We start from the raw sequence: 21,755 nt of genomic DNA on the forward strand, positions 1-21,755 counted from the left end.
AGCCAATTGTCAACTATCTCGGATCTTATGAAAAGAACAGGAATGAAATTATTCACAGTGCTTATTGCTGGTTTGTACCTGGTATCATGTTCTTCTCCCTCACCTGAAAAAGAAGCAAAGGAAGGGAAGAACGAAGTAAATGAAGTTACAGACACAAGAGATTTATTGAAAGATTATAAAACTTTTATCGCTTCCCTTGATTCGAAAAGTGAGAAGTCGGTAACCTTAGCAGCTGAAAAGTATGCCGAATTGTTTTCAGGCGCCAATCAGGGATTATGTGACAGCGCTTATGTTGTTTTTGATCAGTTGTATGAAAAGATAGAAGGCAGTCTGAATGAAAAGCTGATGAATGACTCTTTTTTTGAAGATTTCCCATGTATTACTTTTGATAGTTTGGGAGTAAGGGAGGAACCCTTTGAGAAGAAGTATGTTCCTTTTAGAAAAAGCATTGAAAAGAATGGGTTCAGGATAGACTGTCCGGAAGGAATGGTTGAAATAGGACAAAACAGATCGTTTGTTTCAAAACATTTTTACACTTTCGTTTCACCGGTAATGAAAGAGTACCTGGAAGGGCTTCGACAAGAAACCGACGAAGTGTTTAGCGTTGATGCTGGAATTGTTATTTCTCCGCAACAGTATGCGGACCGCTTGGTTTGGTGGGAGAATTTCAATAAGAAGAACCCGGATTTTATGTTGTCTAAAAACGCTCAGTCAATTCAGAAGTATCTGTTTACTTTCTTTTTACTGGGAATGGACAACACCCCTTTGATCAATCATTTTACCGATGATAATGGTGTTGAGAAACAAGAATTGGATTCCTACTTTGAAGATGCATACGCTTATCTGAACAAGAAATACCCGAATTCGGAATCGAATGCATTGGTGAAGCCTTACAAAATGACCGTTTTGAAGAATGATGCAGCAAAAAGGGAACGATTGATCAAGACTTATACGAATCGTGGTTTGATGATTGATTTCTCAAAGGAGTATTGACATGGCTTTTAGAATAGAGTAAATCCTAACTCCAAAAAAAAGCTAAAAGGATTTGTTAAAAAGCGAATCTGTTTATCTTTGTCAAAGCATCCCCTGCTCCTGGTGGAGAAACAAATACCCCTGAGCTTCTGTAATTATTATAATAACGTTTTAGATAATATGAAAAGTGTAATTACAGGTATCGGAAGATATATTCCCGCAGTAATCAAGACAAATGCTGATTTTGCATTGCATAAATTTTATGACGAAAATCAGCAATCCATTCCTTTAAAGCCTGAGGTAATTGCTCAGAAGTTTGAAACCATCACGGGTATCGAAGAGCGCCGTTATGCGACAGAAGACCTGAATTGTTCGGATATGGCTGCTATTGCTGCTGCGGATGCGATCCGTGACGGGAACTGTGACCCGGAAACCATTGATCAGATTATCGTAGCGCATAATTTCGGGGATGTGATCAAGCATACGATCCAAACGGATATGATCCCGTCAATTGCTTCAAGAGTGAAACACAGTTTGGGGATCAAGAACCCGAACTGCGTGGCTTACGACTTGATTTTCGGCTGTCCGGGCTGGCTGCAGGGACTCATTCAGGCACATGCATTCATCCAGGCAGGAATGGCGAAGAAATGTTTGGTGATCGGGGCAGAGGCATTGAGCCGTGTTTTGGACCAGCACGACCGGGACAGCATGATCTTTTCAGATGGGGCAGGAGCAACGATCTTAGAGCTGCAGGATTCGGATTCGGGAATACTTTCTTTCAGTGCACAAAGCCATTGTGAAGATGAGGTGACTTATTTGAATTTGGGAAAATCTAACTTTCCGGAATCGGACCCAAGAATCCGCTATGTGAAAATGAAAGGCCGGAAGGTATATGAGTACGCCATCAAGAACGTACCGCTTGCCATGAAAGATTGTCTGGATAAAGCAGGTATTCAGATCCAGGATGTGAAAAAGATCTTTATCCATCAGGCAAATGAAAAGCTGGATGAAGCCATTGTCCGAGAGCTGTATAAATTGTATGGGGTCACTGAAATGCCAAAACACGTGATGCCGATGAATATTCACAAACTGGGAAACAGTTCGGTGGCTACCATTCCTACCTTATTAAGTATGGTGAAGCGGGAGGAGTTGAACGGATATAAAATCACGGAAGGAGATATCGTTCTGTTCGCATCTGTGGGAGCCGGAATGAATATCAATGCGGTTTGTTACAGGGTTTGATAATCCCATAGATACGTTGATTCTGCAGGTAATCTAAAGTTGATTTGAATAGATGAAGACCATTCAGATTCAGAACAAATAATAAAAGTTTTAAGCAACCAAAAAGCGGCCTAGCAAAGCCGCTTTTTGGTTCAATAGTTTCATTAATTCCAAATTAATTGATAACCAATAATCGGATTACTTCTGAAAATCCGTTTCTATAAGTAATTCGAATCAATGTGATTCCGGAAGTGAGTTCCTGTTCCACATAATTACTTGGTTCCCGGATCTCGAAAGAACGAATATCTTTTCCTTCGCAGTTGTAGAAAGTCAAAGCATCTCCTTTTTTAAGAGCTTTCCCAAATATTACGGTCCCGGAAAGATATCTTGCATATTGCTCTGAAGTCTGTGTGTTTATTGCAATAATTGCACTTCTTGCCTGTTTTCCGTCGCGGTCTACCGATGATAATTGGTAGTAATTCATCCCGGGTGCAGGATTCGTATCAACAACTGAATATTCTTTCCTGTCGTCTGAATTTCCGGTAGTGTAAATGGTTTGAACGATTTCGTCTGTTGCGTGGTAAGGATCTATCCTTAATACATCAAATTTACCGAGATTGGTTTCGGAAAGGGTAGTCCATGTCAGCAATACTTCATTATCCATCATGGAGGCCTGCCAGTTCAACAATTCAACGTCCAAAGGATAGATACAGGTTGGTTCCACACGGTATGTCGGGTTTCCGGGATCGTCGAAATCGATGAAGCTTCCGTTTCCGCCCAAAGAGTTTGGTGCATAGGTGGCCGATTCGTTTGTTCCTGCAAAAACGGCATTCAACGTACGTGTTCCGGTACCGCTGTTCGCAAAACGACCGCTAATATCGGTGTTATTGCAAAAAACAGCATAGTATTGTTGTGTTGAGGGACATTGCGGAGAATAATCCATCACATAGGAAGGGGTCTGACCTGTAAATACCACGATAATAGCCCCTGCCGGAATCGGGTCTGCATAAGTAAACAAACTGCAGCCGGCCGCTGTATTCAATTGATTGATGTAAGCAGCGTTATTTCCCAATGTATTTGTTCCGCATCCGGAATTACAATAAGTTCCCCCGGAAGGAAAAGCCAGATTGATATCATTAATGGATAATGGATTGGAGCCGTTTTCAATAATTACTTGTTCATCCAGACCTTCAACACTGGAGCATGCATCTGCCAGTATGGAGCGGATTTGAGGCGTATTGCAATTGGATTGCGTGGTGAACGAATAGGTTGTTATCGATGTCGTTAGATAAGATTCGTCGCAATTAACACTCGTTCCATTGTACTCGAATACTTTGAAATAATAGGTTGTGCCTGCGGTAAGTCCGGTTATAGTTACGGTATTTCCGCTTCCGTTCATAACAACGTAGTTTCCTGCGCCGAGCAATGATCCCGATCCGTATGTGCTGTTTGCGGTGTAGTTGGTGCCATTGACCGGTGTATCCGAAAAATTATTCAATGAAACGACCCCGATCCGGTTTGCTCCGTTTCCGGCTGTAAAGTTAATTTGGGCACTCGTACAGAAATTGGTCGAAGTGATGTTACTCGCATTGGTTGTTGGCCCAGCTCCCGGAGAACAGGGGGCCGATAATGTTCCGATCAGTTTCACATCGTCAATTGTCCAGCGTTCGGATGTTGCATTATTGATGGCCCTAATGCGGATCCTTACTTGTGTGCAAGCGTTTGGTAGATCGAGGCGGACCGTTGAGTAGCCGTCTGTTGTTTTGTTACCTGCTGTTCCGCCCGGAGCGAAGCTGGCCGGTGTGTTATTCCCATCGTAAACCGCAGTTGCAAGACCGGTTCCGGTAGTATAGTGCCAGTATGCATTCAGGTTTCCGGTAACCTGGATTTCATTGGAGTAGGTGGTTCCGCCATCAAAAGAAATGTCCAGGTTCACTGCGTCTCCGGTTTCTGCACCGTTACCTGTTGATCCGAGGGACCAGGATGCCAAACGGAATTCGACATATTTGGATGTGTATGCTCCCAAACCGCTTATATTATTGAACGTCACTGTTGAAGTAGTGTTAACCGTTCCAAAGGAAGTTGTTGCGCTTGTGTAAACTAAGGATGAAGCAGGCCTGTCGCCTGTTCCTGAGCTTCCTGTGACAGTAGTGCCGCCTGTATTTGTAAAGCCCCAGGCCGGAGCACCGCCATCAAAATCCTGGATAGCGATGGTTGTTTGAGCAGAAATAGAATGGAATAGCAGGAGTAAGGATACGGAGAGGATTACCTTCATGTTGTAGCGGAATTTTCAGCTAAAGTACATTTGTCTGCAAGAAATTAAAGTTATGTCAATATTAAGTTTTCACAACCATAATTACCTGAAAAGCTGAATGTTCAGGTTTAAATCGATTTAGTATTGTTGATAAAAAACGAACCGTTTAATGATTTGGTTCTTAATCATTTCTTAAAACACCTGGAATTGTCGAAATGGGCTTCCGGGATATTCCTGATTAAGGTAATTGATGAAGGATTCTATTGCGCCAAAAAATGAAAGTGGCTTTAGGGGTGTTTTTTTGCTTTGGAAAATTAGTTGGTTGATTTTCATCAACATTAATTTGTTCAAAAACAGCACTTTTTTAGTAAAAGACTTGCTTTGTAAGTTTTTCTATCTATCTTTGCACCCCTCAAAGTGTGTTCTTTGGGGAAAACTATATTTATTAATTAACAAAATTTGAGTACTGTATGCCAACTATACAACAGTTAGTGCGAAAGGGAAGGACTGCGGTAGTAAAGAAGTCAAAGTCAGCGGCTTTGGATTCTTGTCCGCAGCGCAAAGGAGTATGTGTACGTGTGTACACCACTACACCTAAGAAGCCGAACTCAGCTATGCGTAAAGTAGCGCGTGTTCGTCTTACCAACGGTAAAGAAGTGAATGCTTATATCGGAGGAGAAGGTCACAACTTACAAGAACACTCTTTGGTTCTTGTGCGTGGTGGAAGGGTTAAAGATTTACCGGGGGTTCGTTACCACATCGTTCGTGGTGCGGAGGATACTGCAGGTGTTGAAGGCCGTTCACAACGTCGTTCTAAGTACGGAACAAAACGTCCAAAAGCTAAAAAATAATTAAACTTTTTAAGAGATGAGAAGAAGAAAAGCGAAAAAGATTGCCATCCTCCCGGATCCGAAGTTTAATGACGTTACGGTAACTAAGTTTGTAAACAACTTAATGTACTCCGGAAAAAAGAATTTGGCATTTAAAATTTTCTACGATGCGCTAGAGATCGTAGACAAGAAATTAGAAGATCAAGAAGGATTGGAAGTATTCAAGAAAGCATTGGAAAACGTAACTCCTTCAGTGGAGGTTCGTTCTCGCCGTGTTGGTGGAGCTACATTCCAGATCCCTACTCCAGTTCGTGAAGGACGTAAACAATCATTGGCTATGAAATGGTTGATTGGATACGCTCGTAAGCGTAATGAGAAGTCAATGGCAGGTAAACTTGCTTCTGAGATCATCGCCGCTTCAAAAGAAGAAGGTGCTGCTTACAAGAAAAAAGAAGATACACTACGTATGGCTGAAGCTAACAAAGCGTTTTCACATTTTAGATTCTAAGAAATGGCAAGAGATCTTAAATACACAAGAAATATTGGTATCGCAGCTCACATTGATGCTGGGAAAACAACTACCACTGAGCGTATTTTGTACTACTCAGGGGTAAACCACAAAATTGGTGAGGTACACGACGGTGGTGCTACAATGGACTGGATGGAGCAAGAGCAGGAGCGTGGTATTACCATTACTTCAGCTGCAACAACAGTAAACTGGAACTACCGTGGTACAAAATACCACATCAACATTATTGATACTCCGGGACACGTTGACTTTACCGTAGAGGTAAACCGTTCATTACGTGTATTGGATGGATTGGTGTTCTTATTCTCTGCAGTAGACGGAGTTGAGCCTCAATCTGAAACAAACTGGCGTTTGGCTAACAACTACAATGTTCCTCGTATTGGTTTCGTTAACAAAATGGACCGTCAGGGAGCAGATTTCTTAAACGTGTGTAAGCAGGTGAAAGAAATGTTGGGTTCTCACGCATTGCCATTACAAATCAACATCGGTGACGAAGATAATTTCAAAGGTGTTGTAGATTTGATCAACTGGAAAGGAATCGTTTGGAACGATGCTGACCAGGGGATGACATTCGAAGAAGTAGAAATTCCTGCAGACATTATCGATGACGCTCGCAGATTGCGTTCTGAGTTGTTGGAGGCAGTAGCTGAATTCGATGAGTCATTGATGGAGAAATTCTTCGAAGATGAAAACTCTTTGACTGAACGTGAGATTCTTGATGCATTGCGTCAGGCTACTATCTCAGGAAAAGTTGTTCCGATGATGTGTGGATCTTCTTTCAAAAACAAAGGAGTTCAGGCAATGTTGGATATGGTGATGGAAATTCTTCCTTCTCCATTGGATATCGAAGCTATAGAGGGAATCAATCCTAAAACAGATGAGCCTGCATCCCGCAAGCCTTCTTACGATGAGCCTTTCGCAGCTTTGGCGTTTAAAATCGCAACGGATCCTTTCGTAGGTCGTTTGTGCTTTACACGTGCTTACTCAGGTAAATTGCCTGCAGGTTCTTACGTATTGAACACACGTACAGGAAACAAAGAGCGTATTTCCCGTATCTTCCAGATGCACGCTAACAAGCAAAATCAGATTGACGAGCTTGGAGCAGGAGATATCGCAGCATTGGTTGGATTTAAGGATATCCGTACAGGAGATACATTATGTGCTGAGAATGCACCGATCGTATTGGAGTCTATGAACTTCCCTGAGCCGGTAATCGGAATCGCTATTGAGCCTAAAACTCAGGCTGACCAGGATAAATTGGGTATCGGTTTGAACAAATTGGCTGAAGAGGATCCAACATTCCGTGTAAACACTGACGAAGAGACTGGACAAACAGTTATCTCCGGAATGGGTGAGTTGCACTTGGATATTATCGTTGACCGCTTACGTCGTGAGTTTAAAGTGGAGGTTAACCAAGGTGCTCCTCAGGTTTCTTACCGTGAAGATATTACTGCTTCTATCGAACACCGTGAAGTGTACAAGAAACAGTCTGGTGGTCGTGGTAAGTTCGCGGATATCTATGTGAAGATCTCTCCACAAGATAACCAGGAGAAGACAGGTCTTGAGTTCGTTAACTCTATCAAAGGTGGTAACATTCCTCGTGAATTTATTCCTTCAGTAGAGAAAGGATTCAAAGAATCCATGAAAAATGGTGTAATGGCTGGGTACCCGGTTGAAGCATTGAAAGTTGAATTGATTGATGGATCATTCCACGCTGTCGATTCAGATTCATTGTCTTTCGAATTGGCTGCTAAAATGGCATACCGTGAAGCATTGAAGAAATGTCGTCCGATCTTGTTGGAACCGATCATGAAAATTGAAGTGGTTACTCCGGAAGAGAACATGGGGGATATCGTAGGTGACTTGAACCGTCGTCGTGCGATCGTTCGTGGAATGGATGATAAAGCAGGATCTAAAGTAGTTAAAGCTGACGTTCCTTTATCTGAAATGTTCGGTTACGTAACACAATTACGTACACTTTCTTCAGGTCGTGCAACATCTTCAATGGAATTCTCTCACTTCGCAGAGGCTCCTAAGAACGTAGCAGACGAAGTGATTGCAAAAAATAATGGAAAAGTTTCCGCTTAATACAAACGAGTAATGAGCCAAAAGATTAGAATTAAATTAAAGTCATACGATCACAACCTGGTTGACAAGTCAGCTGAGAAAATCGTAAAAACAGTTAAAGCAACAGGAGCAGTAGTTAGTGGTCCAATTCCATTACCAACTCACAAACGTATTTACACGGTATTGCGTTCACCACACGTTAACAAGAAAGCGCGTGAGCAGTTCGAATTGTGTTCTTACAAGCGTTTGTTGGATATCTACAGTTCTTCATCCAAGACTGTTGATGCATTAATGAGATTAGAACTTCCTTCTGGAGTTGATGTAGAAATTAAAGTGTGATGAAATACCCCCGACGGTAAACGTCGGGGGGCATTTACATCACTTTAATAATTTATAATTAATAATTAAAGTAAAGTATGCCTGGAATTATTGGTAAAAAAATCGGAATGACTAGCGTCTACAGTGCCGAGGGTAAGGCAACACCATGCACAGTAATAGAAGCTGGTCCTTGTGTAGTAACTCAGGTTAAAACACAAGATCGAGATGGGTACGAGGCAATTCAATTAGGATTTGGAGAGCGTAAAGAAAGAAACACTCCAAATGCATTGAAAGGTCATTTCAAAAAAGCTAAAACAACACCAAAATCTAAATTGGTTGAGTTTAAAGGTTTTGACGGACTTAATCTTGGAGATGTGGTTGACGCAACAATCTTCGAAGAAGGAGAATTTGTTGGAGTAGTTGGAACATCTAAAGGAAAAGGTTTTCAAGGGGTTGTAAAACGCCACAATTTTGGTGGGGTTGGACAATCTACTCACGGTCAGCACAACCGTTTGCGTGCGCCGGGGTCAATCGGAGCTTGTTCTTATCCGGCACGTGTATTCAAAGGAATGCGCATGGCCGGACAAATGGGTAACAAACGCGTAACTGTTGAGAACTTAGAAGTATTGCGTGTTTTGGCTGACAAAAATTTAATCGTAGTGAAAGGTTCCATTCCAGGACCTAAAGGTTCAACCGTAACAATTGAGAAATAATGGAAGTAAAAGTAATTGATAGCAAAGGAAAGGCTACTTCCAAAAAGGTAACCTTATCGGAGACAATCTTTGGAATTGAGCCGAACGATCACGCAATCTATTTAGATGTGAAGCAGCACTTGGCGAACCGTCGTCAGGGAACGCACAAATCAAAAGAAAGAGCTGAAGTATCTGGATCTACCAGAAAATTGAAAAAGCAAAAAGGTACGGGTGGTGCTCGTGCTGGTAGCGTTAAATCTGGTACACGTGTAGGTGGAGGACGTATTTTCGGACCACGCCCGCGTAACTATCACTTCAAATTGAATATCAAATTAAAGCGTTTGGCACGTAAATCTGCTTTCGCTTATAAAGCAAAATTGGATTCAATCGTAGTGTTAGAAGATGTAGCTCTTGCAACACCAAAAACAGCAGAATTCAAATCGATGTTATCGAACTTGAACTTGTTAAACGAGAAGGTGTTGATGATCGTAGGATCAGGTAACGACAATGTTTACTTGTCTTCACGTAACTTACAACGCGTTAAAGTTGTATCTGCTGATTCCGTTAACACATACGATGTGTTGAATGCGAAGAAAGTTGTATTAACAGAAAGTTCAATCGAAGTAATCGAAAAGATTCTAAACTAATTGATGATGAGTACAATTATCAAAAAGCCAATCATTACTGAAAAAGCAACTGCCGCTAATGATAACGGTAGCTTTGCTTTCGAAGTAGATCGCAAGGCGAATAAATTGGAAATTAAAAGCGCTGTCGAAAAGATGTACGGAGTTCACGTTGTGAATGTACGCACACTCACTTATGGCGGTGGAAAATCCTCTACAAAATATACGAATAGAGGTGTCGTTGAGCAAAAAAGTCGCGTATGGAAAAAAGCCATCGTAACTGTTGCTGCAGGAGAAACGATTGATTTGTTTAATAATTTTTAAGTAAAAACTGATGGGTCTTAGAAAATTTCAGCCTATTACTCCAGGGCAAAGACACAAGATCAACAGTACGTATGCTGAAGTAACAACGAACGTTCCTGAAAAGAGCTTGGTTGCGAAAAAAAGCAAGTCTGGTGGTCGTAACAATGATGGTCGTATGACCATGCGCTACATCGGTGGTGGACACAAGCAAAAGTATCGTATTATCGATTTCAAACGTGAGAAACATGGTGTTCCTGCGGTTGTTAAAACAATCGAATACGATCCGAACAGAACTGCTCGTATCGCGTTGCTTTACTATGTGGATGGAGAGAAACGTTACATCGTTGCTCCTGAAGGATTGAAAGTTGGTGATACTGTTGTATCTGGTGCAGGTGCCGCTCCAAATGTTGGAAACGCATTATTTTTATCCGATGTTCCTCTTGGATCTGTGATCCATAACATCGAGTTGCAGCCTGGAAAAGGTGGTGCAATTGCTCGTGGAGCAGGAACATATGCTCAATTGAACGCTCGTGATGGTCGTTTTGCGATTATCAAATTGCCTTCTGGTGAGACTCGTATGATTTTGACTACTTGTATGGCTACAATCGGAGCTGTATCGAATGGAGAACATTCATTAGTAGTTTCTGGTAAAGCTGGTCGCTCACGCTGGTTGGGTCGTCGTCCACGTGTACGTGGTGTTGTGATGAACCCGGTAGATCACCCGATGGGTGGTGGTGAAGGGCGTAACGCCGGTGGTCACCCTCGTTCTCGTAACGGTATGCCTGCTAAAGGATACAAAACGCGTGCGAAAAAGAAGTATTCAGATAAGTTTATCATCGAGAGAAGAAAGAAATAAGGTATGAGTCGTTCGTTGAAAAAACCACCTTTTGTACACTATAAGTTGACAAAAAGAGTGGATGCAGCACAAGAAAGCGGAAGCAAAGCAGTGATCAAAACTTGGTCCCGAGCTTCTACAATCACTCCTGACATGGTCGGGTTGACGTTTGCAGTGCATAACGGGAATAAGTTTATTCCTGTGTTTGTAACAGAGAACATGGTAGGTCACAAGTTGGGAGAATTTTCTCCTACACGTAACTTCCGTGGGCATGGTGCTAACAAAAAGGATAAAAAAAGATAGTTTAAAATTCAAGTGACATGGGCGCTAGAAAGAAATTAAGAGCTGATAAAATTAAAGAAGAGAATAAGTCGATCGCTTTTGCGAAGTTGAACAATTCTCCGATTTCTCCTCGTAAAATGAGATTGGTTGCAGATCTTGTACGTGGAGTAGAAGTAAACAAAGCTCTAAACATATTGCAACACAATGCGAAAGACGCATCGTTAAGCCTATCCAAGTTGTTGCGTTCAGCAATTGCTAACTGGGAAGCTAAAAACGAAGGTAAGAGCATTGAGGATGAAAAATTAGTGGTAAAATCAATCGAAGTTGGTTCGGCTGGAATGCTAAAGCGTATCCAAACTGCACCTCAAGGTAGAGCTTACCGAGTTCGTAAAAGATCAAACCACGTGACTATCGTTGTTGATGGTTCAAAATAATTGTAAAGGAAATGGGACAAAAGACGAATCCAATTGGTAATAGACTAGGTTTCATCCACGGATGGGAATCTAACTGGTACGGTGGAGATAACTACCGCGATAAAATCGTTGAAGACGATCAGATCCGCAAGTATCTTCACGCTCGTTTATCCAGAGCAAGTATTTCGAAAATCATCATCGAGCGTACCCTCAAGCTCGTTACTGTAACAATCAACACGGCTCGTCCGGGTGTGATTATCGGTAAAGGTGGTCAAGAAGTAGACAAATTGAAAGAAGAGTTAAAGAAATTGACGAAAAAAGAGATCCAGATCAACATTTTCGAGGTAAAACGTCCTGAATTGGATGCTCGTTTGGTTGCAGATGGTATCGCTCGTCAGATCGAAGCTCGTATTTCATTTCGTCGTGCTATCAAGATGGCTATCGGTTCAACCATGAGAATGGGTGCCGAAGGTATCAAAGTGAAAATTTCAGGTCGTTTGAATGGAGCTGAAATGGCTCGTTCAGAAATGTACAAAGATGGACGTACTCCGTTACATACGTTCAGAGCTGATATCGATTATGCAGTAGGTGAGGCATTGACTACTTACGGATTGATCGGTATCAAAGTATGGATCTGCAAAGGTGAAGTTTACGGTCGTCGTGATCTTTCTCCAAATGTTGGAATGGCAGCTCAGGGGGCTAAAGGTGGTGCGCCATCTGGAGACCGCGATAGAGGAAACCGTCGTCCGGCTGGAGGAAAAGGTGGAAACAACCGTAAAAAGAAGTAAAAACACATTAAAATTTTCAGAAGATGTTATCTCCAAAGAGAACCAAATTTAGAAGAGTTCAAAAAGGTCGTAATCGTGGTGAAGCGCAACGCGGATCTACTATTGCATTCGGATCTTTCGGACTGAAAACATTGGAGCCGGGATGGATTACATCACGCCAGATTGAAGCTTCCCGTATCGCAGTTACGCGTTACATGAAGCGTGAAGGAAAGGTGTGGATCCGAATCTTCCCTGACAAACCGATCACATCGAAGCCTGCAGAGGTACGTATGGGTAAAGGTAAGGGAGCTCCAAGCCACTGGGTGGCAGTTGTAAGACCAGGACGTATTATGTTTGAAGCAGACGGAGTTCCTTACGAAGTTGCTAAAGAAGCATTGCGTTTGGCTGCTCAAAAGCTACCGGTAAAATGTAAGTTCATCGTTCGTAACGATTATGTTGTACCTGGTAAATAATTGAAAGCATGAAAAAGAAGGAAGATTTAAGTAAACTTTCAGTTGAAGATTTGCAAAAGCAAATTGCAAGTGCAACAGAAGCACAGGCAAAATTGAAGTTGGGACACAAAGTTACTCCATTGGAAAACCCAATCGTAATCCGTAACAACCGCAAAGCTATTGCTCGTTTGAATACTGAATTAACAAAACGTCAGAATCAGGCTTAATGCCGGATTCGTTAAATAAGCTTCAAATGGAAAAGCGTAATTTAAGAAAAGAACGTATCGGGACAGTTACTAGCGATAAGATGGAAAAATCTATCGTGGTTTCTGTAGAAAGAAAAGTAAAGCACCCGAAGTATGGTAAGTTCGTGAAAAAAACTACTAAATTTGTGGCCCACGATGAAAATAACGATTGTAACATTGGTGACACCGTTAAGATCATGGAGACCCGTCCTTTGTCTAAGAACAAGAACTGGAGATTAGTAGAAATTTTAGAAAGAGCTAAATAATAATTAGTTGCAATGATACAACAAGAATCAAGACTTGCAGTTGCCGATAACTCCGGAGCAAAAGAGGTGTTATGTATCCGCGTATTAGGTGGAACAAAACGTCGTTATGCTTCAGTAGGAGATAAGATCGTCGTAGCTGTTAAGAGCGCAATGCCCTCTGGAGCCGTTAAAAAAGGATCGGTTGCCAAGGCGGTTGTTGTAAGAACACGCAAGGAGGTTCGCCGTCCGGACGGTTCTTACATTCGTTTCGATGATAACGCATGTGTTATCTTGAATCAGGCGGGGGAGATGAGAGGAACCCGTATTTTTGGACCAGTAGCTCGTGAGCTTCGTGAGAACAATTACATGAAAATTGTTTCACTTGCTCCCGAAGTACTTTAATTAGTAGTGAAGTCATGCAAAAGAAATTACACATCAAAGTAGGCGACACTGTTAAAGTATTAAGCGGTGAGTCTAGAGGTCAGGAAGGAACAGTACTGACTATCGACAGAAACAAAGAGCGTGCTACCGTAGGTGGAGTGAACATGGTTAAACGTCACACAAAACCTAGCGCGTCTGAGCCACAAGGAGGAATCGTTGAGAAAGAAGGAACTATCCATATTTCTAACCTAATGGTGGTTGTTAAAGGACAAGCGACTCGCGTTGGACGTAAGGAAAATGCGAAAGGTAAGTTAGTTCGTTATTCTAAAAAATCAGGAGAGGAGATCAAGTAATGAGTTATTCACCAAGATTAAAAAAACAGTACAAAGAGGAAATTATTCCTGCATTGACTGAGAAATTTGGGTACAAAACCATTATGCGTGTGCCTAAGTTGCAGAAGATTGTAATCAGCCAGGGATTGGGTGATGCAGTTGCTGATAAGAAAATCGTTGACAATGCGGTTGCAGATGTTTCTCGCATCGCAGGTCAAAAAGCAGTAGCTACGATATCTAAAAAAGACGTTTCGAACTTTAAATTGCGTAAAGGAATGCCAATCGGTACTAAAGTTACTTTACGCGGTGATAAAATGTACGACTTCTTAGATCGTTTTATTGCTGTTGCTTTACCTCGTACACGTGACTTCCGTGGAGTTAACCCGAAAGGATTTGACGGACGTGGGAACTTCAATTTGGGAGTTAAAGAGCATATCATTTTCCCGGAGATCGATATCGATAAGGTAAGCAAGATCCTGGGTATGGATATCACTTTTGTTACAACAGCTGAAAGCGACGAAGAAGGAAGAGCTTTGCTAGATGCCTTCGGATTCCCATTCATCAAAAAATAAGACAATGGCTAAGGAATCAATGAAAGCGCGTGAGCGCAAAAGAGAAAAAATGGTTGCTAAATACGCTGCTAAAAGAGCAGAGTTGAAAGCTGCCGGAGATTGGGATGCATTGCAGCAATTGCCAGCGAACTCTTCTAAGGTTCGTGTACACAATCGTTGCGGGTTGACTGGTCGTCCTCGTGGTTATATGCGTCAATTCGGTGTTTCACGTGTTACTTTCCGTGAAATGGCTTTGGCAGGTAAAATCCCGGGAGTTAAAAAAGCAAGTTGGTAAAAGTCTTCGTCAGTTGACGAATTGAAACTCTACCGAGTAATTAATAAAAGAAAAAGGACATGTATACAGATCCTATTGCAGATTATCTAACACGAATCCGTAACGCGAATATGGCTCGTTTGAAAACAGTTGAAATCCCTGCTTCAAACACGAAAAAAGCCATTACAGCAATCTTGTTCGATCAAGGTTACATCGCGAATTACAAGTTCGAAGAAGATGGAAAACAAGGAATCATTAAGATTGCTTTGAAGTACAACCAATCAACAAAAGTTCCGGCGATTACTAAGATCGAGCGTGCGTCTCGTCCAGGTCTTCGTAAGTATTCAGGTGCAGCAGAAATGCCACGTGTATTGAACGGATTGGGAATTGCTATCGTTTCTACTTCCAGAGGAGTAATCACAGATAAAGAAGCAAGAAAAGAAAACGTTGGCGGAGAAGTTCTTTGCTACGTATATTAAAAAGCATAAAATTAAAAAGGGGGCTCCGACTAAGCTCAGCCGCCTTTTTTCTTTTAAACAAGTAGAAACTAGAATGCAGATTTCTGAGTGCTAGGTAAGCAAAAAAGATATGGGTCTTGACTCGTATCTTTTATTGTTGTACCTTCGCGCTCGTTTTCGTAATTCGTAATTAAATAAATAATGTCAAGGATAGGTAAATCCCCAGTAACAATCCCGAGTGGAGTTGAAGTAAAGGTGGACGGATCAGTTATCTCCGTAAAAGGAAAGAATGGAACATTGGAACAAGACTTCGATACAGAAGCTGTTTCAATCAACATTGAAGGATCTGAGGTCACTTTAAGCCGCGCGTCTGATGCGCCGGACCATCGTTCTAAGCATGGTTTATACCGCGCTTTAATCCAGAACATGGTTGTTGGTGTATCCGAAGGGTACAAAAAGGAATTGGAAGTAATCGGAGTAGGTTACCGTGCAACTGCAACAGGACAATCGTTGGAGTTAGCTTTAGGTTATTCTCACCCGATCATCATCGAGTTCCCGAAAGAAATTAAGGTATCTGCAGATACTCAAAAAGGTAAAGCTCCGGTTGTGACTTTAGAGTCACACGATAAGCAACTTTTGGGCCAGGCTGCTGCCAAAATTCGTTCCCTTCGTAAACCTGAGCCGTACAAAGGAAAAGGTATTCGCTTTATGGGTGAAGAGATTAGAAGAAAAGCTGGTAAATCTGCAGGTAAAAAATAATTTTAAAAGTTATGGCATTTAGTAAATTAAACAGAAGAGCAAAGATTAAAAGAAGAATCAGAAAGAAAATTTCTGGTACTACTTCCGTGCCTCGTCTTTCTGTATTCCGTTCAAACAAGCAAATCTATGCTCAGTTGATCGACGATACAAAAGGAGTTACATTGGCTGCTGCTTCTTCTTACAAGAACAAAGCTGCTGACAAAAAGAGCAAATCTGAGCAGGCAGCGATTGTAGGAAAAGAAATCGCATCAAAAGCGGTAAAAGCTGGTGTAGAATCAGTAGTGTTTGACCGTAACGGGTACTTGTACCACGGTCGTGTTAAATCATTAGCTGATTCAGCTAGAGAAGGTGGACTTAAATTTTAATCATCATGGCAGCAATTATAGGAAATAGAGTAAAAGCCTCAGATATTGAGCTTAAAGATAAATTGGTAGCTGTGAACCGTGTGACTAAAGTAACAAAAGGTGGTCGTACGTTCAGTTTCTCAGCTATCGTAGTTGTTGGGGATGAAAACGGTATCGTTGGACATGGTCTTGGTAAGGCGAAAGAAGTAACAGAAGCGATTACAAAAGGAATCGACGATGCGAAAAAGAACCTTATTAAAGTTCCGATCCTGAAAGGTACAGTTCCTCATGCACAAAAAGGAAAATTCGGTGGAGCAGAAGTTTTATTGAAACCTGCTACAAATGGTACAGGAGTAATCGCTGGTGGTGCGATGCGTGCAGTTTTAGAATCTGTAGGTGTTCACAACGTATTGGCAAAATCTCAAGGATCATCCAACCCACACAACGTTGTTAAAGCAACAATCAATGCATTGGCGTCTATGCGCGATGCAGCTGCTGTTGCACGTCAGCGTGGAATCAGTATGGACAAAGTGTTTAACGGTTAATAAGAACTAGTATGGCAACAATTAAAATCAAACAAGTTCGCAGTGCTATCAAACGCCCGGCTCGTCAAAAAGCTACAATCAAGGCGTTAGGATTTCGCCGTTTGAACCAGGTAATTGAGAAAGAAGCAACTCCGCAAATTCTTGGTATGATCAAGAAGGTAGCGCATATGGTAGAAGTTGTAGAATAATACTTTAAAACGAATTATCCATGAATTTAAATAATTTAACACCTGCTAAAGGATCCGTTCTATCTGATAAGAGAATCGGTCGTGGACACGGTTCCGGTGGTGGTGGTACTGCTACGCGCGGTCACAAAGGAGCGAAATCTCGTTCTGGTTATTCTAAGAAAATTGGATTCGAAGGAGGACAAATGCCGTTACAACGTCGTGTTCCTAAGTTCGGATTCAAAAATATCAACCGTGTTGAATACAAAGCAATCAATTTGGATGCTATTCAATCATTGGTTGAACGTAAGAATGTAACTGATATTACTATCGAAGTACTACGTGAAAACGGTTTGGTATCTCGCAACGACCTTGTAAAAATCCTGGGTCGCGGAGAACTTAAAGCGAAAGTAACAGTAAGTGCTCACAAGTTTTCTTCTTCTGCAAAAGCAGGAATTGAAGCTCAAGGTGGTTCTATTTCAGAAATCTAATTAACTTTGCCGACATTTTTTTTATGAAACGGTTTATACAAAACATAAAAAACATCTGGAAAGTAGAAGAATTAAGAAAGCGTATCTTATTGACGCTTTTCTTAATTCTCGTATACCGTATCGGATCGTTTATCATGTTGCCTGGTGTGAATGCAGAAGCAGTACTTGCAAATGCATCCCGCAAAGGAGGTGACAACGTGCTTGAATCATTATTATCGATGTTCTCCGGTGGAGGGTTTACCAATGTGTCCATTATGGCACTGGGTATCATGCCTTACATTAGTGCTTCGATCATTATGCAGTTATTGGGAATGGCAGTTCCTGCTGTTCAGAAAATGCAGAATGAAGGTGAATCAGGTAGAAAACAAATCAATACGTATACACGTGTATTGACGATTATAATTTGTGCCGTTCAGGCACCAAGTTATATCTCGTTATATGCGTCTAGTATCCAGGGTGCACTGCCTGCTGAGCTATCCATGTTATGGTGGACGACAGCGGTGTCTTGTATGGTTGCCGGTTCAATGTTTGCTGTATGGTTGGGTGAACGCATTACAGATAAAGGAATTGGGAATGGTATTTCATTATTGATTACCGTAGGGATTTTGTCTCGTCTCCCGTCATCTTTCTTGTCTGAAATGGCTGCTAACAAAGATTTCCCACTTAAGATTGTTTTGGAGATCATCGTATTCATGCTTATCGTACTTGGAACGATCCTGATTGTTCAAGGTGTGCGTAAAGTTCCGTTAAACACTGCAAAACGTGTTGTTGGAGCCAGAGCAGTTGATGAGCAGGGGGCTAGAAACTATTTGCCTTTGAAAGTGAATGCTTCGGGGGTAATGCCTATTATTTTCGCTCAGGCGATTATGACTATCCCTGTAATGATTTTCTCTCAGCAAAAAGACGGTGGTATTATTCAGTATGCATTAGGAGATACACATGGTGTGCCTTACAATGCATTGTTAGCGCTTTTGATTATCGTATTTACGTACTTCTACACTGCTATTATGATCAACCCACGTAAAATGGCGGATGATTTGAAGCGCAGTGGAGGATTTATCCCTGGGGTTCGTCCCGGAGATGAAACTGCTGAGTATATCGACTCGTTGGTATCACGCATTACTTTGCCGGGATCTGTTTTCCTTGCATTGATTGCGATCTTGCCATCCATAGCATATGCTTGTAATATTACTTCTGGTTTTGAGTATTTCTTCGGAGGAACTTCGTTGTTAATCATGGTAGGAGTAGTTTTAGATACCCTTCAGCAAATTGAGTCTTATTTGTTGAACCGCCACATGGATGGTTTGATGGAAGGATCTCGTGTGAGAGGAAGAAGAAGTATAAACGAAATGTCATCAGGTTTCTAGATTATGGCTAAACAGGCATCTATAGAACAAGACGGAACGATTATCGAAGCATTGTCGAATGCAATGTTTCGTGTCGAATTGGAGAATGGACACGTGATTACGGCGCACATTTCAGGAAAGATGAGAATGTTCTACATTAAGATTCTTCCGGGTGACCGTGTGAAAGTGGAAATGTCTCCGTATGATTTAACTAAAGGACGTATTTCTTTCCGCTACAAATAATTGTAAGAAAGAATTCCGATAAAAAAGCAAAAGATGAAAGTAAGAGCTTCAGTAAAAAAACGTTCTGCAGATTGCAAGATCGTTAAAAGAAAAGGAAGAGTTTACGTGATTAACAAGAAGAATCCTAAACTAAAACAAAGACAAGGGTAATTATGGCACGTATTGCAGGTATTGATCTACCAAAAAACAAGAGAGGTGTAATCGGTTTGACGTACATCTTTGGAATTGGTCGTAGCACGGCTAAGAAAGTGTTGACATCAAACGGAATTGATGAGAATATCAAAGTACAAGATTGGAATGACGATCAGATCGCTTTGATTCGTAACTCAATTTCTGAGATTAAGACAGAAGGACAGTTGCGTTCTGAAATCCAATTAAACATCAAACGTTTGATGGATATCGGATGTACACGTGGAATTCGTCACCGTGCAGGTCTTCCATTGAGAGGTCAGCGTACGAAAAACAATTCTCGTACTAGAAAAGGTAGAAGAAAAACAGTTGCTAACAAGAAGAAAGCGACTAAATAATAGTTAGAAATGGCAAAAGCAAATCAAAAGAAGAAGAAAAACGTCAAAGTAGACGCAGCGGGTGAAGCGCATATTCAAGCTACCTTCAACAATGTGATTATTTCTTTGACGAACAACGCTGGTCAGGTTATTTCCTGGTCATCCGCTGGAAAAATGGGCTTCAAGGGTTCTAAAAAGAACACTCCGTATGCTGCACAAGTTGCTGCTGAGGATGCATCTAAAGAAGCACATGACTTCGGACTACGTAGAGTGCGTGTATTTGTGAAAGGACCTGGAGCTGGTCGTGAATCAGCTATCCGTGCAATTCACAATCATGGTATCGAAGTGATCGAGATCATCGATGTAACTCCGCTTCCGCACAACGGTTGTCGTCCTCCCAAAAGACGTCGCGTTTAATTTACAGTATTTTTTAATCTAAAGGGGAAATTGATTATCGAAGGAAAAGCCTTAATTCATAATCCCCCTTTTTACATTTTATAGTATGGCAAGATATACAGGCCCAAAATCGAAAATTGCTCGTCGCTTCCGCGACCCGATTTTCGGTCCGGATAAATCTCTGGACAAAAGACAATATGGACCAGGACAACACGGACCAAACAAGCGCCGTGGTGGAAAGCAGTCAGAGTACGCTATCCAGCTTGGTGAAAAACAAAAAGCAAAGTATACTTACGGTATCCTTGAGCGTCAATTCTCGAACTTGTTCAAGAAAGCGTCTCGCATGAAAGGTATTACAGGTGAAGTATTGTTGCAATTGTGTGAAGCTCGCTTGGACAACACAGTATACCGTTTAGGAATTGCTCCTTCTCGTCGTGCTGCTCGTCAGTTGGTTACTCACAAACACATTGTAGTAAACGGAGAAGTGGTAAACATTCCTTCTTATACTTTGCGTATTGGTGATGTAGTTAGCGTTCGTGAGAAGTCTAAGTCTTTGGAAGCAATTACTTCTTCATTGACAGCTTCAACAAACAAGCGTTACGATTGGTTAGATTGGGATAATTCTTCAAAATCAGGTAAGTTTTTGAGTCTTCCTTCCCGCGATATGATTCCTGAGAACATCAAGGAACAACTAATCGTCGAATTATACTCTAAGTAAGCCGACCCCGCTCAAAGGGGATCACGATATTGGAGCCTTCGGGCTCCTTATTACATTATTTAATCATTGGATTGCAGCAAAAGGGTCTGATCGACTTTCTTCAACCGGTTTGACCGCGCAACTGCAAAACAATTAAAAAGAAGAAAACAAAATGGCAATTTTAGATTTTCAAAAGCCTGACAAGGTAATTATGATCCAGTCGGACGAGCGTAAAGGACAATTTGAGTTCCGTCCGCTTGAGCCAGGATACGGTATTACAGTAGGAAACGCATTGCGTCGTATCTTACTTTCTTCATTGGAAGGATACGCTATTTCATCTGTTCGTATCGAAGGTGTTGACCACGAGTTCGCGACATTGAAAGGTGTAGTTGAAGACGTTACTGAGATCGTATTGAACTTGAAACAGGTTCGCTTCAAACAACAAATCGAAGGAACGGATAACGAAACAGTTGTTGTTTCTATCTCCGGACAAGATAAATTAACTGCAGGCGATTTAGGTAAATTCACATCCGGATTCCAGGTGTTAAATCCTGATCTGGTGATCTGTAACATGGAAAGCTCCGTTAAGTTGGAGATGGAATTGACGATCATTAAAGGACGTGGATATCTTCCGGCTGAGGAAAACAAAACTGGTAACGCACCGTTCGGGACGATCTTTATCGACTCTATCTTTACTCCGGTTGTGAACGTGAAATACACGATCGAAAACTACCGTGTAGAGCAAAAAACGGATTACGAAAAATTGGTTTTGGAATTAACTACAGATGGTTCAATTCATCCGAAAGATGCTTTGAAAGAAGCTGCAAAGATCTTGATCCACCACTTCATGTTGTTCTCAGATGAGCGTATTACTTTGGATAGTGAAGTGAAGTCTGAAACTGAAGAGTTTGATGAGACATCATTGCATATGCGTCAATTGTTGAAAACAAAATTAGTAGATATGGACCTTTCGGTTCGTGCTCTAAACTGTTTGAAAGCAGCAGACGTTGAAACATTAGGAGATCTTGTTTCTTACAACAAGAACGACTTATTGAAGTTCCGTAATTTCGGTAAGAAATCCCTTACTGAGTTGGAAGACTTAGTAGATTCTAAAGGATTGAACTTCGGAATGAACGTTGCTAAATACAAATTAGATAAAGACTAGTATCGCACTTGTGCTCTAAAGCTTTGGCAAAGGAGCAAATTAAAATTAATAATGT

34 protein-coding genes are annotated in these 21,755 nt (G+C 41.4%); 33 read left to right on the top strand and 1 reads right to left on the bottom strand.

Going from position 1 to position 21,755, the window contains the following annotated elements; genetic code table 11:
- Positions 1-42: 42 nt before the first annotated feature.
- A complete protein-coding gene (locus QZT69_RS06185; protein WP_294671829.1) occupies positions 43-993 on the top strand; it encodes a hypothetical protein in 951 nt (316 codons plus the stop codon).
- Between the two features lie 159 nt (positions 994-1,152).
- Complete coding sequence (locus tag QZT69_RS06190; RefSeq protein ID WP_294671831.1) at positions 1,153-2,214, top strand: 3-oxoacyl-ACP synthase III family protein; 1,062 nt, start codon at positions 1,153-1,155, stop codon at positions 2,212-2,214.
- Between the two features lie 154 nt (positions 2,215-2,368).
- Here QZT69_RS06190 and QZT69_RS06195 read toward each other — a convergent pair whose 3' ends face one another.
- Positions 2,369-4,468, bottom strand: coding sequence for a hypothetical protein (locus QZT69_RS06195; RefSeq protein ID WP_294671832.1), 2,100 nt, complete (start codon positions 4,466-4,468; stop codon positions 2,369-2,371).
- A gap of 449 nt (positions 4,469-4,917) precedes the next feature.
- On the opposite strand from QZT69_RS06195, the gene rpsL reads away from it, so the two are divergent.
- The 31 genes from rpsL to QZT69_RS06350 all read left to right on the top strand — a co-directional run bounded on the left by rpsL (position 4,918) and on the right by QZT69_RS06350 (position 21,700).
- On the top strand, positions 4,918-5,298 hold the full coding sequence (gene rpsL / locus QZT69_RS06200; RefSeq protein ID WP_124744417.1) for a 30S ribosomal protein S12: 381 nt from the start codon (positions 4,918-4,920) through the stop codon (positions 5,296-5,298).
- 16 nt (positions 5,299-5,314) lie between these two features.
- Positions 5,315-5,785 (top strand): 30S ribosomal protein S7, encoded by a 471-nt coding sequence (gene rpsG, locus QZT69_RS06205; protein WP_294671836.1) that lies wholly within the window; start codon positions 5,315-5,317, stop codon positions 5,783-5,785.
- Between the two features lie 3 nt (positions 5,786-5,788).
- Positions 5,789-7,894, top strand: a complete 2,106-nt coding sequence (gene fusA / locus QZT69_RS06210; RefSeq protein WP_294671838.1) for an elongation factor G — start codon at positions 5,789-5,791, stop codon at positions 7,892-7,894.
- Positions 7,895-7,906: 12 nt separating this feature from the next.
- On the top strand, positions 7,907-8,212 hold the full coding sequence (rpsJ, locus tag QZT69_RS06215) for a 30S ribosomal protein S10 (RefSeq protein WP_013685556.1): 306 nt from the start codon (positions 7,907-7,909) through the stop codon (positions 8,210-8,212).
- 77 nt (positions 8,213-8,289) lie between these two features.
- Positions 8,290-8,904, top strand: coding sequence for a 50S ribosomal protein L3 (gene rplC / locus QZT69_RS06220; RefSeq protein WP_294671844.1), 615 nt, complete (start codon positions 8,290-8,292; stop codon positions 8,902-8,904).
- The gene (gene rplD, locus QZT69_RS06225; RefSeq protein ID WP_294671846.1) at positions 8,904-9,530 is read left to right on the top strand and encodes a 50S ribosomal protein L4; all 627 of its coding nucleotides are present in this window, start codon (positions 8,904-8,906) and stop codon (positions 9,528-9,530) included. The genes rplC and rplD overlap by 1 nt, the downstream gene beginning before the upstream one ends.
- A 6-nt stretch (positions 9,531-9,536) precedes the next feature.
- Entirely contained in the window at positions 9,537-9,830 is a 294-nt protein-coding gene (gene rplW / locus QZT69_RS06230) for a 50S ribosomal protein L23 (RefSeq protein WP_144334489.1), read from the top strand.
- Positions 9,831-9,840: 10 nt separating this feature from the next.
- Positions 9,841-10,665: a 50S ribosomal protein L2 gene (gene rplB / locus QZT69_RS06235; protein WP_294671849.1), complete on the top strand. Its 825-nt coding sequence runs from the start codon at positions 9,841-9,843 to the stop codon at positions 10,663-10,665.
- A gap of 3 nt (positions 10,666-10,668) precedes the next feature.
- The gene (gene rpsS, locus QZT69_RS06240) at positions 10,669-10,947 is read left to right on the top strand and encodes a 30S ribosomal protein S19 (protein ID WP_124744424.1); all 279 of its coding nucleotides are present in this window, start codon (positions 10,669-10,671) and stop codon (positions 10,945-10,947) included.
- A 17-nt stretch (positions 10,948-10,964) separates the two neighbouring features.
- Positions 10,965-11,360, top strand: coding sequence for a 50S ribosomal protein L22 (gene rplV, locus QZT69_RS06245; RefSeq protein ID WP_144334492.1), 396 nt, complete (start codon positions 10,965-10,967; stop codon positions 11,358-11,360).
- A gap of 11 nt (positions 11,361-11,371) precedes the next feature.
- Positions 11,372-12,127, top strand: coding sequence for a 30S ribosomal protein S3 (gene rpsC, locus QZT69_RS06250; protein ID WP_294671853.1), 756 nt, complete (start codon positions 11,372-11,374; stop codon positions 12,125-12,127).
- Positions 12,128-12,150: 23 nt separating this feature from the next.
- Positions 12,151-12,579: a 50S ribosomal protein L16 gene (rplP, locus tag QZT69_RS06255; RefSeq protein ID WP_144334494.1), complete on the top strand. Its 429-nt coding sequence runs from the start codon at positions 12,151-12,153 to the stop codon at positions 12,577-12,579.
- 8 nt (positions 12,580-12,587) lie between these two features.
- The gene (rpmC, locus tag QZT69_RS06260; RefSeq protein ID WP_294671858.1) at positions 12,588-12,785 is read left to right on the top strand and encodes a 50S ribosomal protein L29; all 198 of its coding nucleotides are present in this window, start codon (positions 12,588-12,590) and stop codon (positions 12,783-12,785) included.
- Between the two features lie 26 nt (positions 12,786-12,811).
- Positions 12,812-13,069: a 30S ribosomal protein S17 gene (gene rpsQ, locus QZT69_RS06265; protein WP_124747812.1), complete on the top strand. Its 258-nt coding sequence runs from the start codon at positions 12,812-12,814 to the stop codon at positions 13,067-13,069.
- Positions 13,070-13,081: 12 nt separating this feature from the next.
- Entirely contained in the window at positions 13,082-13,450 is a 369-nt protein-coding gene (rplN, locus tag QZT69_RS06270) for a 50S ribosomal protein L14 (RefSeq protein ID WP_013685545.1), read from the top strand.
- Between the two features lie 14 nt (positions 13,451-13,464).
- Complete coding sequence (gene rplX, locus QZT69_RS06275) at positions 13,465-13,782, top strand: 50S ribosomal protein L24 (protein ID WP_294671866.1); 318 nt, start codon at positions 13,465-13,467, stop codon at positions 13,780-13,782.
- The gene (gene rplE, locus QZT69_RS06280; protein ID WP_294671868.1) at positions 13,782-14,333 is read left to right on the top strand and encodes a 50S ribosomal protein L5; all 552 of its coding nucleotides are present in this window, start codon (positions 13,782-13,784) and stop codon (positions 14,331-14,333) included. The genes rplX and rplE overlap by 1 nt, the downstream gene beginning before the upstream one ends.
- A gap of 4 nt (positions 14,334-14,337) precedes the next feature.
- A complete protein-coding gene (gene rpsN / locus QZT69_RS06285) occupies positions 14,338-14,607 on the top strand; it encodes a 30S ribosomal protein S14 (protein WP_013685542.1) in 270 nt (89 codons plus the stop codon).
- Between the two features lie 59 nt (positions 14,608-14,666).
- Complete coding sequence (gene rpsH / locus QZT69_RS06290; protein ID WP_294671872.1) at positions 14,667-15,065, top strand: 30S ribosomal protein S8; 399 nt, start codon at positions 14,667-14,669, stop codon at positions 15,063-15,065.
- Between the two features lie 180 nt (positions 15,066-15,245).
- Positions 15,246-15,803: a 50S ribosomal protein L6 gene (rplF, locus tag QZT69_RS06295; protein WP_294671875.1), complete on the top strand. Its 558-nt coding sequence runs from the start codon at positions 15,246-15,248 to the stop codon at positions 15,801-15,803.
- 11 nt (positions 15,804-15,814) lie between these two features.
- Positions 15,815-16,168, top strand: coding sequence for a 50S ribosomal protein L18 (rplR, locus tag QZT69_RS06300; RefSeq protein WP_294671878.1), 354 nt, complete (start codon positions 15,815-15,817; stop codon positions 16,166-16,168).
- A gap of 5 nt (positions 16,169-16,173) precedes the next feature.
- Positions 16,174-16,692: a 30S ribosomal protein S5 gene (rpsE, locus tag QZT69_RS06305; protein WP_144334502.1), complete on the top strand. Its 519-nt coding sequence runs from the start codon at positions 16,174-16,176 to the stop codon at positions 16,690-16,692.
- 11 nt (positions 16,693-16,703) lie between these two features.
- A complete protein-coding gene (gene rpmD / locus QZT69_RS06310) occupies positions 16,704-16,880 on the top strand; it encodes a 50S ribosomal protein L30 (protein ID WP_294671882.1) in 177 nt (58 codons plus the stop codon).
- Positions 16,881-16,900: 20 nt separating this feature from the next.
- Entirely contained in the window at positions 16,901-17,347 is a 447-nt protein-coding gene (rplO, locus tag QZT69_RS06315; RefSeq protein WP_294671884.1) for a 50S ribosomal protein L15, read from the top strand.
- Positions 17,348-17,370: 23 nt separating this feature from the next.
- A complete protein-coding gene (secY, locus tag QZT69_RS06320) occupies positions 17,371-18,714 on the top strand; it encodes a preprotein translocase subunit SecY (protein ID WP_294671885.1) in 1,344 nt (447 codons plus the stop codon).
- Between the two features lie 3 nt (positions 18,715-18,717).
- Complete coding sequence (infA, locus tag QZT69_RS06325; protein ID WP_013685534.1) at positions 18,718-18,936, top strand: translation initiation factor IF-1; 219 nt, start codon at positions 18,718-18,720, stop codon at positions 18,934-18,936.
- Between the two features lie 33 nt (positions 18,937-18,969).
- A complete protein-coding gene (rpmJ, locus tag QZT69_RS06330; RefSeq protein WP_090248872.1) occupies positions 18,970-19,086 on the top strand; it encodes a 50S ribosomal protein L36 in 117 nt (38 codons plus the stop codon).
- A gap of 2 nt (positions 19,087-19,088) precedes the next feature.
- Positions 19,089-19,463 (top strand): 30S ribosomal protein S13, encoded by a 375-nt coding sequence (gene rpsM, locus QZT69_RS06335; protein WP_144334506.1) that lies wholly within the window; start codon positions 19,089-19,091, stop codon positions 19,461-19,463.
- A 9-nt stretch (positions 19,464-19,472) separates the two neighbouring features.
- Positions 19,473-19,859, top strand: coding sequence for a 30S ribosomal protein S11 (gene rpsK / locus QZT69_RS06340; RefSeq protein WP_294671891.1), 387 nt, complete (start codon positions 19,473-19,475; stop codon positions 19,857-19,859).
- Between the two features lie 85 nt (positions 19,860-19,944).
- Positions 19,945-20,556, top strand: a complete 612-nt coding sequence (rpsD, locus tag QZT69_RS06345) for a 30S ribosomal protein S4 (RefSeq protein ID WP_294671893.1) — start codon at positions 19,945-19,947, stop codon at positions 20,554-20,556.
- A gap of 151 nt (positions 20,557-20,707) precedes the next feature.
- The gene (locus QZT69_RS06350; protein WP_294671895.1) at positions 20,708-21,700 is read left to right on the top strand and encodes a DNA-directed RNA polymerase subunit alpha; all 993 of its coding nucleotides are present in this window, start codon (positions 20,708-20,710) and stop codon (positions 21,698-21,700) included.
- Positions 21,701-21,755 lie beyond the last annotated feature (55 nt).

Source organism: uncultured Fluviicola sp. (genome assembly GCF_902168135.1).
In the GTDB taxonomy this organism is placed as follows: Bacteria; Bacteroidota; Bacteroidia; order Flavobacteriales_D; family Crocinitomicaceae; genus Fluviicola.